The organism is Streptomyces sp. NPDC104106 (genome assembly GCF_055584345.1).
The window spans coordinates 231203-244134 of the sequence record NZ_JBVJMF010000009.1; the positions used below are offsets into that span (position 1 = coordinate 231203).

General features: G+C 70.7%; 11 protein-coding genes. 3 read left to right on the plus strand and 8 right to left on the minus strand.

Features of this window, described 5'->3' with window-relative positions:
• Positions 1–310: 310 nt before the first annotated feature.
• Both ACZ60X_RS22740 and ACZ60X_RS22745 read left to right on the plus strand, forming a co-directional pair.
• Entirely contained in the window at positions 311–838 is a 528-nt protein-coding gene (locus ACZ60X_RS22740; protein ID WP_469601275.1) for a universal stress protein, read from the plus strand.
• Between the two features lie 115 nt (positions 839–953).
• Complete coding sequence (locus ACZ60X_RS22745; RefSeq protein WP_469601277.1) at positions 954–1514, plus strand: GPR1/FUN34/YaaH family transporter; 561 nt, start codon at positions 954–956, stop codon at positions 1512–1514.
• Between the two features lie 74 nt (positions 1515–1588).
• Here the strand turns inward: ACZ60X_RS22745 and glmS are convergent, their stop codons facing one another.
• The 3 genes from glmS to ACZ60X_RS22760 all read right to left on the minus strand — a co-directional run bounded on the left by glmS (position 1589) and on the right by ACZ60X_RS22760 (position 4659).
• On the minus strand, positions 1589–3406 hold the full coding sequence (gene glmS / locus ACZ60X_RS22750) for a glutamine--fructose-6-phosphate transaminase (isomerizing) (protein WP_469601280.1): 1818 nt from the start codon (positions 3404–3406) through the stop codon (positions 1589–1591).
• Between the two features lie 12 nt (positions 3407–3418).
• Complete coding sequence (locus ACZ60X_RS22755; protein ID WP_469601285.1) at positions 3419–3676, minus strand: hypothetical protein; 258 nt, start codon at positions 3674–3676, stop codon at positions 3419–3421.
• Positions 3677–3777: 101 nt separating this feature from the next.
• Positions 3778–4659 (minus strand): DUF4429 domain-containing protein, encoded by an 882-nt coding sequence (locus ACZ60X_RS22760; RefSeq protein ID WP_469601288.1) that lies wholly within the window; start codon positions 4657–4659, stop codon positions 3778–3780.
• Between the two features lie 62 nt (positions 4660–4721).
• Here ACZ60X_RS22760 and ACZ60X_RS22765 point away from each other — a divergent pair, with 62 nt between their 5' ends.
• On the plus strand, positions 4722–6332 hold the full coding sequence (locus tag ACZ60X_RS22765; protein WP_469601291.1) for a beta-N-acetylhexosaminidase: 1611 nt from the start codon (positions 4722–4724) through the stop codon (positions 6330–6332).
• Between the two features lie 61 nt (positions 6333–6393).
• On the opposite strand, the gene ACZ60X_RS22770 is transcribed toward ACZ60X_RS22765, so the two are convergent.
• The 5 genes from ACZ60X_RS22770 to ACZ60X_RS22790 form a co-directional block, all read right to left on the minus strand.
• A complete protein-coding gene (locus ACZ60X_RS22770; RefSeq protein WP_469601294.1) occupies positions 6394–8163 on the minus strand; it encodes an IucA/IucC family protein in 1770 nt (589 codons plus the stop codon).
• Entirely contained in the window at positions 8160–8711 is a 552-nt protein-coding gene (locus tag ACZ60X_RS22775; protein ID WP_469601297.1) for a GNAT family N-acetyltransferase, read from the minus strand. Before ACZ60X_RS22775 ends, ACZ60X_RS22770 begins: the two co-directional genes overlap by 4 nt.
• 539 nt (positions 8712–9250) lie before the next feature.
• Positions 9251–10531, minus strand: a complete 1281-nt coding sequence (locus ACZ60X_RS22780; protein ID WP_469601300.1) for a lysine N(6)-hydroxylase/L-ornithine N(5)-oxygenase family protein — start codon at positions 10529–10531, stop codon at positions 9251–9253.
• Positions 10515–11957: a lysine decarboxylase DesA gene (gene desA / locus ACZ60X_RS22785; RefSeq protein ID WP_469601302.1), complete on the minus strand. Its 1443-nt coding sequence runs from the start codon at positions 11955–11957 to the stop codon at positions 10515–10517. The genes ACZ60X_RS22780 and desA overlap by 17 nt, the downstream gene beginning before the upstream one ends.
• Positions 11958–12096: 139 nt before the next feature.
• Positions 12097–12918: a siderophore-interacting protein gene (locus ACZ60X_RS22790; protein ID WP_469601305.1), complete on the minus strand. Its 822-nt coding sequence runs from the start codon at positions 12916–12918 to the stop codon at positions 12097–12099.
• Between the last annotated feature and the right edge of the window lie 14 nt (positions 12919–12932).

The window sequence follows — 12932 nt, forward strand, 5'->3', positions numbered from 1 at the left end:
GTTCAACGCCTGTTCGAGCGGTCGGTCACCGCCGATTACCAACCGTACGTCTGTGAACCGTGAGCAAACCGCCTGTACGGGGCAGCAACCATTGCGTTACGGGCGCGGCTCGTGCATGCTCCGGTGAACCCACTCACGGACATCGGGGGACCGCTTACGGAGCGTGCGCGAGAGCTGGGCCCGGGAGGCGTGCCGCCGTACCCTTGGGGGTATGGGGTTGGGAAGATGTTTCCCGGACACAGCTCCGTGGCACCGCTCCGTCGCACACTGTCGTCCCCCGCCCATAAAGGATCACAACGCCGAGACAGCCATGGCCGGTCACGAATTCTTCGAACCAGCGGACCGCAAGCGGCCCGTCGCCGATCCCACGGCGTCCGAGCCCCTGGCGGCGGAAGAGTCACGCCCCTCCTGCGACCCCGCCTTCCGGCACGGAGTCGTCGTCGGCTTCGACGGCTCCACCTCCAGCGAGCGTGCCCTCGCCTACGCGATCGGCATGGCCCACCGCTCCCACTCCGGCCTGATCATCGTGCACGTCGCCAACCGGCTGCCGACCACCGTGTGGGCCGGCTGCGAGCCACCGGTCTTCGTCGACGTACCGGACCACCGCACCGAGGTCCTCGGTCTGGAACTGGCCTGTGCGGACTATCTGGCCGAGGTGCCGTGGATCCTGGTCGAGCGGGGCGGGGACATCTGTCACGAACTGGAGGAGGTCGGGCGGGAGTACGAGGCGGACGCGATCGTCGTCGGCTCCACGCACGGCCTGGTCGGCCGCATCTTCGGTTCCGTCGCCGGGCGGCTCGCCAAGCGGGCGCGGCGGCCTGTGATCGTCATCCCCTGAGCCTGTCAACTCCCTTGGTGCAGCGCGAAACTACTCGCGCGTAGAGGTGGTTTGTGCCCTTGTGAAGGGCATATACCGGTCACCGCGCAACTGCACAGCACGAAGGGAGCCCGCCGTGGACAACGAAGTCTCCGCGGGAAGCGGAAGCACGACCGTGGTCGGCCGACTCGCCCTGGGGGTAACCCTGTTGGCGTTCGGCCTCGGTACGACCGGTGTCATCCACGGCGTGGCCGCGTCCGACGCCGTCTCAGTGGCCCACTACGTGGGCGGAGTTGCCCTGTTCCTCATCGGCCTGCTGGCCCTCCGCGGCGGGGACAGCGCCTCCGGCACGGGCTTCGCGGCCCTCGGCGCGCTCTGGTTCACCTGGGCCGTCGCGGCGCACTCGTCCGCCGACGCGGGCGGCCTCTTCCTTCTGCTGTTCGCCCTCGTGGCGCTCACGCTCACCCTCGCGGGCGGGGGCGGCCTCGGGCAGCTCATGTACGGGCTGCTGTTCCTGGCGATGCTGGTGCTGGCCGTCGCGGCCTTCGCCGGCAGCTCCTCCCTGACCAAGGCCGGGGGGTGGGTCGCCGCTGTCGCCGGGGCGGTGGCCTGGTACGCGGCGACGGCCGCGCTCGCGCACTGGCCGACGACGCTTCCGGGGCGTGCCGCCGGCCGGGGGGTGACGGCCACCGGCTGATCCGCAGCGGCACCGAACGGACCCCCACGCGCAGGGTGGCACGCGTGGGGGTCCCGTTCTGTCGCCGGCCGGATCTACTCCACCGTCACCGACTTCGCCAGGTTCCTCGGCTTGTCGATGTCCCGGCCCAGGGCCTGCGCCGTGTGGTAGGCGAGGAGCTGGAGCGGGATGCCCATCAGGATGGGGTCGAGTTCGTCCTCGTTCTTCGGGACGACGATCGTCTGGTCCGCCTTCTCCTGGTGCTGGTGGGCCACCGCGACGATCTTGCCGCTGCGGGCCTTGATCTCCTCCAGGGCCGCGCGGTTCTTCTCCAGCAGGTCGTCGTCGGGGACGATCGCGACCGTCGGCAGGGCGGGCTCGATCAGGGCCAGCGGGCCGTGCTTCAGCTCGGAGGCGGGGTAGGCCTCGGCATGGATGTAGGAGACCTCCTTGAGCTTGAGGGAGGCCTCGCGGGCGACCGGGTAGCCCCGCACACGGCCGATGAAGAGCATCGAGCGGGCGTCGGCGTACAGCTCGGCCAGCTCCTTGATCTTCTCCTCCTGCTTGAGGATCTCGGTGATCTGGTCCGGCAGCCTGCGCAGGCCCTCGATGATCCGCTTGCCGTCGCGGACCGAGAGGTCGCGGGTGCGGCCCAGGTGCAGGGCGAGCAGGGCGAAGGCGACCGTGGTGTTGGTGAAGCACTTGGTCGACACCACGCAGACCTCCGGGCCCGCGTGGACGTAGATGCCGGCGTCCGCCTCGCGGGCGATCGCCGAGCCCACCACGTTGACGACGCCGAAGACCCGGGCGCCCTTGCGCTTCAGCTCCTGCACGGCGGCGAGGACGTCGTACGTCTCGCCGGACTGGGAGACCGCGACGTACAGGGTGTCGGGGTCCACGACCGCGTTGCGGTAGCGGAACTCGGAGGCCGGCTCGGCGTCGGCGGGGATGCGGGCCAGCTCCTCGATCATCTGGGCGCCGATGAGCCCCGCGTGGTACGAGGTGCCGCAGCCGAGGATCTTCACGCGGCGGATCTGCCGGGCCTCGCGGGCGTCGAGGTTGAGGCCGCCGAGGTGCACGGTGGAGAAGCGGTCGTCGATGCGGCCGCGCAGCACGCGGTCCACGGCGTCGGCCTGCTCGAAGATCTCCTTGTGCATGTAGGTGTCGTGGCCGCCCATGTCGTACGACTCGGCCTCCCACTCCACCGTGGTGGGCTCGGCCGTGGTGCGCGTGCCCTCGGTGGTGTAGGTGCGGAAGTCGTCGGCCTTCAGGGTGGCCATCTCGCCGTCGTCGAGGGTCACTATCTGGCGCGTGTGGGTGACCAGCGCGGCGATGTCCGAGGCGACGAACATCTCCTTCTCGCCGATGCCGAGGACGACCGGGGAGCCGTTGCGGGCCACCACGATGCGGTCGGGGAAGTCGGCGTGCAGGACGGCGATGCCGTAGGTGCCCTCGACCAGCCGGACCGCCTGGCGGACCTTGTCCTCCAGCTTCTCGGCGCCTGAGCGGGCGATGAGGTGGGTGAGGACCTCGGTGTCGGTCTCGGAGAGGAACTCGACGCCGTCCGCCTCCAGCTTGCGGCGCAGGTCGGCGGCGTTGTCGATGATGCCGTTGTGCACCACGGCGACCTTGTTGTCGGCCGACATGTGCGGGTGGGCGTTGACGTCGGAGGGGGCGCCGTGGGTGGCCCAGCGGGTGTGGGCGATGCCGGTGGTGCCCTTGAAGCGCGCCGGGACCTTGGCCTCCAGGTCGCGGACCCGGCCCTTGGCCTTGACCATCTTCAGGCCCGGCGTCTTCGGGGAGGTGACGACCAGCCCCGCGGAGTCGTAGCCGCGGTACTCCAGCCGCTGCAGCCCTTCGAGCAGCAGCGGGGCCACGTCACGCTTCCCGATGTATCCGACAATTCCGCACATGTATAGGTATTCCTAGCCGTAGACGATGCGGCGCAGCTGCCTGAGGGTCAGCTCGGGCGGTGCCACCGCTCGGTACTTGAGGTCCGCCGCGATCCTCTCGAAGATCTCCGCGTTGACCAGGCCCTGCGCCTGGAGTTCGCGGTGGCGGCGACGGACGTAGTCCTCGGTCGACTCGTCGAAGTAGGCGAGCACGTCCTGGATCACCCGCAGCGCCTCGCCCCGGTTCAGGGGCGAGGAACGCGTCAGATGATCTACGAGTTCGTCGTGCACCCGGTAGATCCTGAGCCACCGGCGCCGGTTTCGCAAGAAACGTGCCCGATTTCGGGCAGGGGGGGGGCGGGTGGCGGGCGTGGCGGTCGTCACACGGGCCCTCACATCCGCTTGAGGACCGCCTGCTTGGCCAGGGCGAACTCGTCGTCCGTCAGCACCCCGTCCCGGTGCAGCTCGCCCAGCTCGCGCAGCCGGCGCAGCAGCGTGTCATGGCCGTCGGCCCCGGCCGCCGGCTCCGTGGCCGGTGCCGGGCGCCGCGTCCGGCCGGCGTCCGCGGCGCGCGCCATGGGGTGCGGCAGCCGTGCCTGGACGGCGGCGGCGACCAGCGCCATGAGCGGGTCCTTCTTGAAGCCCCACAACTCGACCGCGTTCGGGTCGTACTTGGGCGGCGCCGCGACCGGCGCGCCGCGTAACCGGAACCGCAGGTGCCCGTTCTCCAGCCCGGCCGCCGGCTGCCACTCGACGCCGGTGATCTCGTCGAGCGGTATCGTCCGGGGCCCGGCGGCGGCCTTGGCGTCCTCCGTCTTCCAGTTCCACTCCAGCCGCACCTGCTCCCCGTCGAAGCTCGCCGTGCCGTCCCCGGCGGAGACGGACACCGGCAGCGCCGGGCCGGGCAGCAGGAACGCCTGGGCCGGCTCCGGCGGGACCTGCTCCAGCAGCAGCGCGCGGCGCACCTCGTCCGCGACGTACTCGGCGACCCCGTACCGGTCGGACTGCACCGCCAGCTGATACGGGTCGTCCCCCTCCGCGAGCCGCCCGCCGGTCGCCTGGGTCAGAGGGTCGGCGCCGTCGCGCAACCGCAGCCTCAGCCGCCCCGACCTGCGCCCCTGCTCGACGGAGATCCCGGCCAACGCCCCCAGAGGTACGACGAGTTCGCCCAGCGCCCGGCGGAGCGGACCCACGCTCTTGTCCCGGCCCGGAGTGAGCCGCAGCGCGTCGCCGTCGAAGGCCCAGGTGCCGTCCTTCTGGATGATTTCCGCCATGGAGGGATTGTTTCACCGGATCTGCGGGACAGTGGTCTCGACCACATTTGAAGGGAGCGCATGTGAGACGCAACCACAGCACGACTCCCCGAACCACCGTCGTCCCCCGCGTCCTCGGGTCCCTGCTGCTCGTCGCGGCGGCCGGGATCGGCACCCTCGGGGCCGCCCCCGCCGCCGGGGCCGCCGCCCCGACCCCCCTCGGCCAGGTGGTGCCGGCGCCCGCCTCGGCCGCACCCGGCGCCGCCGCGTACCGCATCACCCGCGACACCGGCGTCCGCGTCGACGCCACCCCCCAGGTCCGCCGGATCGGCGCCTACCTCGCCGGCCTGCTGCGGCCCTCCACCGGCTACCGGCTGCCGCTCACCGAGCACGGCACCGGTGGCATCCGGCTCCACCTCGTGAAGAGCGGCTTCGGCGCCGAGGGCTACCGGCTGAACAGCGGCGCCGGCGGTGTCACCATCACCGCGAGCGCCCCCGCAGGTCTCTTCCACGGCGTGCAGACCCTGCGTCAGCTGCTGCCGCCCGCCGTGGAGAAGAGGACCGTCCAGCCCGGCCCCTGGCAGATCGCCGGCGGCACCGTCGAGGACCGCCCCCGCTACGCCTACCGCGGCGCCATGCTGGACGTCGCCCGGCACTTCTTCACCGTCGCCCAGGTCGAGCGGTACATCGACGAACTCGCCCTCTACAAGATCAACGAGCTGCACCTGCACCTCAGCGACGACCAGGGCTGGCGCATCGCCGTCGATTCCTGGCCCCGCCTGGCCACCTACGGCGGCTCCACCGAGGTCGGCGGCGGCCCGGGCGGCTACTACACCAAGGCGCAGTACCGCGAGATCGTCCGGTACGCGGCCTCCCGCTACCTGGAGGTCGTCCCCGAGATCGACATGCCCGGCCACACCAACGCGGCCCTCGCCTCCTACGCCCGGCTCGACTGCGACGGCACCGCGCCCCCGCTCTACACCGGCACCAAGGTCGGCTTCAGCTCGCTGTGCGTGCCCAAGCAGGCGACGTACGACTTCGTGGCCGACGTCGTGCGCGAGCTGGCCGCGCTCACCCCGGGCCGCTACCTCCACATCGGCGGCGACGAGGCCCACTCCACCAGCCACGCCGACTACGTGACCTTCATGGACCGGATCCAGCCCGTCGTCGCGAAGTACGGCAAGACGGTCATCGGCTGGCACCAGCTCACCGGCGCCCATCCGGTCAAGGGCGCCCTCGCCCAGTACTGGGGCCTGGACAGCACCAGTGCCGCCGACAAGGACCAGGTCGTCGCGGCCGCGCGGGGCGGCACCGGGCTGATCCTGTCCCCGGCCGACCGGGTCTACCTCGACATGAAGTACACCAAGGACACCAGGCTGGGCCTCACCTGGGCCGGGCTGGTGGAGGTGCGGCGGTCGTACGACTGGGACCCGGGGAGCTACCTGGCCGGCGCGCCGGCGCCGGCGGTCCGGGGCGTGGAGGCGCCGCTGTGGTCCGAGACGCTGAAGACGTCCGCCGACATCGACTACATGGCCTTCCCGCGGCTGCCGGGCGCGGCCGAGCTGGGCTGGTCCCCGGCGGCCACGCACGACTGGGACGCCTACAAGGTGCGCCTCGCCGCCCAGGCCCCGCGCTGGGACGCCCTCGGGATCGGCTACTACCGCTCGCCGCAGGTGCCGTGGCCCGCGGCCTAGGCTGAGCCTGGCGGGCACCGGCGGTGGACCGTACACCGCCGGTGCCCGCCCGTCCGCACGGTCAGAACCCGGCGATGGGGTTGCGCAGGGTCCCGACGAGCTGGAGCGCGCCGGAGGGATCGGCCAGGTCCACCATCTGCCGGTTGTCGCGCAGCTGGAGCCGGTTGAGGCAGGACAGGGCGAACTCGGGGGCGAAGAGGTCGTACTGCCGGAACCGGTCGGCCAGCTGGGGGTTGGCCTCCTGGTACTCGCGGGTGACCTCCGCGACCGTGCGCCAGAAGCCGTCCTCCGTCAAGGCGCCCTCGGCGGCCAGGTGCGCGGCGAGGAACCGGAAGAAGCAGTCGAAGACGTCCGTGAAGAGCGACAGCAGCTTCTTGTCCTCGGGGACCTCGACCCGGATCCGCCGCACCTGCGCAGGCAGGGCCGCGTCCGGGTCCATCACCGCGATCTCCTCGGCGATGTCCTTGTAGACGGCCCGCCGGACGACCCCGTCCGCCAGCACGAGGATCACGTTCTCGCCGTGCGGCATGAAGACCAGGTCGTAGGCGTAGAAGCTGTGCAGCAGCGGGGTGTAGTAGGCCCGCAGGTACCGCCGCAGCCACTCGGTGGGCGCGAGTTGGGAGCGTTCGATCAGCGCGCCCGCGAAGGAGGCGCCGGTGTGGTCGACGTGCAGCAGGGACGCCATGGTCGCGAGCGACTCGCCGTCCTGGAGGGAGGGCACCGGGCTCTCCCGCCACAGCGCGGCCAGCATCTTGCGGTACGGCGAGTAGCGGTCGGTGGCACGCTCGTACTCCAGGTGCCGGTAGCCGACGGCGGCCCGCTCCCGGATGATGCTCAGGCCGGCCGACTTCAGCACCGGGTCGTTCTCGATCAGCTGGGCCAGCCAGTCGTTGATCGCCGGGGTGGCCTCCATGTAGGCGGCCGACAGACCGCGCATGAAGCCCATGTTGAGCACGGACAGGGCCGTCTTCACGTAGTGCTTGTGCGGGTGGCTGCGGTTGAAGAACGTCCGGATGGACTGCTGGGCCAGGTACTCGTCGTCGCCCTCGCCGAGGCAGACCAGGTGCCGCCGGGCCACCTCGGCGGCGAAGGTGACGGACAGCTTGTTCCACCACTGCCAGGGGTGGACCGGGATCAGCAGGTAGTCACCGGGGTCGAGGCCCTGCCCGGTGAGGGTGGCGCGGAACCGGTCCAGGGTCCGCTCGCCCAGCTCGTCCCGCAGGAAGGACTCGTACTCGATGCCGGCGCCCGCCGTGAACGCGGCCCGCGATCGGTGCGCGGCCAGCCACACCAGCCGGACGGGGCTCGCGGTCTCCGGGGCGTAGGACAGGTACTCGTGGACGCCGAAGCCGAGCCGCCCGTTGTTCGCGACGAAGCACGGGTGTCCCTCGGTCATCCCGGTCTCGATCGCCTGGAAGCCGCCGCGGGCCAGCTCCGCGGAGGTGACGCGGGGCTTGGTCAGCTTGTAGCAGGTGCCGGAGAGGGTGGAGGAGATCTCCTCCAGGTAGACCGGCAGGACCTCGTCGCTCAGGCCGAGTGAGCCCTTCAGCTCGACGAAGAAGTCCAGGGCTTCCAGGGGGAGTTCGGCTCCGTCGCGGTACCGGGTGAGGGAGCCGGCGTCGATCTGCCAGTGGTCGAGGGCGCGGCGGACGGCGGTGAAGCGGTAGGAGGTGAGCCCGTCGTCACTGCGGACGACGTACTGGCCGCCGTACTCCTCGGGGGTGACGAGGCGCTCGTGGGCGAACTCGGCGAGGGCCTTGCGGACGAGGGCCCGGTTGGCGCTCGCCCAGCGCTCGGGGGACAGGTGCGCGACGGCGTCGGCGAGGCTCATATCGCCACCCCCGTCGCGGCCGTGAACTGCTCTCGCGTGCAGAAACTCAACAACGCCTTCTTCTCCGGCTTCTGGATCTCCCGCTCGGGCACGAACCCGACGGCCTTGTTCAGGGCGTGTACGGCCGTGTTGGCCACGTCCGGCTCGACGACGACCCGTGTCACGGCCGGGTCCGCGAACAGGCGTGCCAGCACCGCGGTGAGGACCGCCCGGGTGAACCCGTGCACCGGTGTGTCGGTCGGGGGGGTCAGGAAGTGCATGCCGACGTCACCGGGCAACGGCTCGTACAGGCCGATCAGTTCGCGGTGCGCGGGGTCGTAGTACTCCATGAGGAAAACCGGTTCACCGCCCCGGAGCCCGAGCAGCGCGTGATGGTGCTCGTCGGCCGCGATCTCCATGTAGGCCCGCTCGACGTCCGCCAGCGTGGCGTCCTGCATCATCCAGAAGGCAGCCTTGGGATGGGTGACCCAGGCGTGGAGGAGCTCGGCGTCCTTCAGGGGGTCGAGGGGGCGGAACGTGAAGGTGCCCACCAGTGGGGTGGTGCTCATCGATGACTCCTTGGACGCGTGTCCCTGTACGGCAGAGCGGAAGGGGCCGCGCGTTCATCAGTTCGGGTGTTGGATTCAGGAAAACCGCACCATGGATTTCTCCCGGCGGCTACACAGAGGAGCGCCGTCGGATCAGCTATGCGGAGACCTCTACGATGCTGACTGAGTGGAAGAAGAAAGATGAGTTCTTCTACCTTTCCAGGCGTGTCCTCGGTTCCGCTCCAGCAGACCCTGCGTCATTTACGCTCGGCTTTCGAGGGGTCCGCTTTCAGGTGGCACAATGGCGAGCTGACCCTGGCGAAGATGCAATCGCCACTGGACATTCGCGGGTCGCGACCGCTGCCTACGGATGCCCGGCCGACGACCGTGACAGTGTCCCGTGATGCGGGTGGACGCTGGTTCGTCAGCATCTTGGTTGAGGACCGACCGCAGCTGCGACACAGGGCAACGGCACAGCAGTGGGGATTGACGCCGGTCTCGTCAGACTCGTGACTCTGTCCACCGGCGAAGAATCCCCGCCCCTTTGGGATGAGGAAAAGTCAAACCGCGAACTCCTGGAAGGCGATGGTCTTCTCGACCGGGTAGTACTCGGTGCCGAGCAGCTCCCGGATGATGCAGCTGTTGCGGTACGCGCCCATGCCCAGGTCGGGGCTGGTGATGCTGTGGGTGTGGACGCCGGCGTTCTGCAGGAAGACGCCCCGGCCCGTGGTGTCGACGGAGTAGTTGCGGGCGATGTCGAAGTTGCCGTGCGCGTCGTAGCGCAGGCGGTCCCGCACGGGCCTGAGGAACTCCGGCTCGGTGTACCGGTAGCCGGTGGCGAGGATCAGGCCCTCGCTGGTCAGCTCGTAGTCCTTCTCCTGCTCCTCCTGGCGGAAGGAGAGGGTGTACGTGCCGTCCGCGTACCGCGCGCCGTTCAGGGAGGAGTTGGTGAGCAGCCGGGTCGGCACGGGGCCGGCCAGGTTCTTGCGGTAGAGCAGGTCGAAGATCTCGTTGATCAGGTCGCCGTCGATGCCCTTGAACAGGCCCTTCTGCTCGCTCGCCAGCCGGTAGCGGGTGGCCTCGGGCAGCGCGCGGTAGTAGTCGATGTACTCCGGCGAGGTCATCTCCAGCGTGAGCTTGGTGTACTCCAGCGGGAAGAAGCGCGGGGAGCGGGTGACCCAGTTCAGCCGGTAGCCGTGGACGTCGATCTCGGCGAGCAGGTCGTGGTAGATCTCCGCCGCCGACTGGCCGCTGCCGACCAGCGTGATCGACTTCTTGGCCTGCAGTTCCCTCTTGTGCCGCAGATAGCGGGAGTTGTGGATGAAGTCGCCGGCCAGGCCCCGGCAGGCGTCGGGGATGTGCGGCGGGGTGCCGGTGCCGAGGACGAGGTGGCGGGCCCGGTAGGCCGTGCCGTTGTCCGTGCGGACGACGTAGACCTCGTCCTCGTCCTCGTACCGCACCTCGGTGACCGTCGTGCCGAAGCGCACGCTGCCCAGCCGGCCCGCCGCCCAGCGGCAGTAGTCGTCGTACTCGACCCGCAGGGGATAGAAGTTCTCGCGGATGTAGAACGAGTACAGCCGGCCCTTCTCCTTCAGGTAGCTGAGGAAGGAGTACGGCGAGGTCGGGTCGGCCAGGGTGACCAGGTCCGACAGGAACGGGGTCTGCAGGTGGGCGCCGTCCAGGAACATGCCGGCGTGCCACTCGAAGTCCGGCTTGGACTCCAGGAACACGCAGTCCAGCTCGGCGATCGGTTCGGTGAGGCAGGCGAGGCCGAGGTTGAAGGGGCCGAGCCCGATCCCCACGACGTCATGGGTGCGGCTGGCTTCAGGAAGCGCGGTCAAGGGAGTCTCCCAGGTACTGCTCGGCGTGGCCGGCGATCAGGTCGAGGACGGCGGCGATGTCGGCCGCGGTCGTCTCGGGGTTGAGCAGGGTGAACTTCAGGTAGTGGCGGCCGTCGGCCCTGGTGCCCGCGACCACGGCGTCGCCGGAGGCGAACAGGGCCTTGCGGGCGTGGAGGTTGGCGCGGTCGATCTCGGCCGGATCGGTGACGGCCGCCGGGATGTAGCGGAAGACGAGGGTGGACAGCGAGGGCTCCACGACGACGTCGAAGCGGGGGTCGGCGGCGAGCATCCGCCAGCCCTGCGCGGCCAGGTCGCAGACCTCGTCGAAGAGCGCGCCGATGCCGTCCGCGCCCATCACGCGCAGCGTCGTCCACAGCTTGAGGGCGTCGAAGCGGCGGGTGGTCTGCAGGGACTTGTCGACCTGGTTGGGGATGCGTTCGCGCACCGTGCTGCGCGGGTTGAGGTAGTCCGCGTGGAAGGTGGCGTGGCGCAGGGTGGCCGCGTCCCGCACCAGCACGGCGGAGGAACTCACCGGCTGGAAGAAGGACTTGTGGTAGTCGACGGTGACCGAGTCGGCGCGCTCGATGCCCGCGAGGAGGTGGCGCCGGGTGGGCGAGGCGAGCAGCCCGCAGCCGTAGGCGGCGTCGACGTGCAGCCAGGTGCCGGACTGCGCGCACAGCTCGGCGATCTCGGGCAGCGGGTCGATGGAGCCGAAGTCGGTGGTGCCGGCGGTGGCGACGACGGCCATGGGGACGAGGCCGCCCCGCGCGCAGCGCTCCAGTTCGCGGGCGAGGGCCACGGTCCGCATGCGCTTGTCGTGGTCGACGGGGACGGACACGACCGCGTCCTCGCCCAGGCCGAGGAGCCGGGCGGACTTCTGCACGCTGAAGTGGCCGGCCTCGGAGGCGAAGATCCGCAGTTTCGCGAGGGAGCCGGTCTTGGCCTCCTCGCGGGCCAGCAGCAGCGCCTGGAGGTTGGACTGGGTGCCGCCGGAGGTGAACACGCCGTCGGCGGCGGGTCCGAGGCCGATCCGCCGGGCCGTCCAGTCGATGAGCTTGCGCTCGATGAGGGTGCCGCCGGCCGACTGGTCCCAGGTGTCGAGGGAGGAGTTGACCGCGGCGAGCACCGCCTCGCCGAGCACCGCGGGGATGACGACCGGGCAGTTGAGGTGGGCGAGGTAGCGGGGGTGGTGGAAGTAGACCGCGTCGCGGAGGTAGACGTCCTCCAGCTCGTCCAGGACGGCGGCGGTGTCGCCGAGCGGCCGGTCCAGGTCGATGGCGTCGACGCGGGGGGCGAGGGCGTCCACGGTGACGCCGGTGAACGGACGGTCGGTGGTGGCGAGTCTGGCCGCCACCCGCTCGACTCCTTCGGTCACGGAGCTGCGGTAGTGCTCCGCGGTGAGGCCATTGAGCAGGTGCGAGCGCATGTGGGGGTCCTCCGGGGGGACAGTCCGTGCGGGGGTGGGAGCGGAAGCCGCTGCGGGAGCGCCTAACTCAGGTTAGCCTAACCTAAGTTATTTGGATCAAGGCATGCCTCACCCGTGATCACGATCACGTGACGGTGTGTTACTCGGCGGCCCGCAGCTGCTCTTCGGTCATCCCCTGCCGCCAGTACCCGACGAAGGTCACCCGCCGCCGGTCGACCCCGCGTTGCGCGACGAAGTGCCGCCGCAGCGCCTTCACCCGGCCGGACTCGCCGGCGAGCCACACGTACGGCCGCTCGGCGGCGGGGAGTTCGGCGGCCCGTACGGCGTCGACGGCCGTGGGGGACCCGTCGTGCCGCACGAGCCATGTGATCTCCGCGTCCGCCGCGGTGCGCACGTCCTGGATGTCACCGGCGTGCGGCACCTCCAGCCAGGCGCGGACGCGGGCGTGGGCGGGGAGGGCTTCGAGGACCGCGGTCGCGGCGGGTACGGCGGTCTCGTCGCCCCACAGCACGACGAGGTCGGTGTCCGCGGGCGGCCGGAAGCGGATGGCGCGGTTGTCGGCGAGGGCCGGGCCGAGCACCAGCACCCGGTCGCCGGCCGCGGCGCGGGCGGCCCAGCGGGAGGCGGGGCCGGCGGGGGTGTGCAGGGCGAAGTCGACGTCGATCTCGTCGGGGTCCCGGCGCAGCGCCCGCAGTGTGTACGAGCGCATCACCGCCCGCACGTCGTCCGGGAGTTCGCGCCAGCCCTGCCACCAGCCGTCGCCGAGGTCGAGGGGCACGGCGGGCGCGCTCTGGTGGGGGTGCGGCAGGAAGAGCGAGAGGGACTGGTCGTGCCCCAGCGACCGGAACTCGCCCAGGTCGTCGCCGGCGAAGGTCACCCGGACCAGAGACGGACCGAGCCGCCTCGTCCGTACGACCTGGAGGGAGAAGAAGCGGAACGGGGCGGCTACGGCCGTCGTCATGGGGGGCTCCTGAG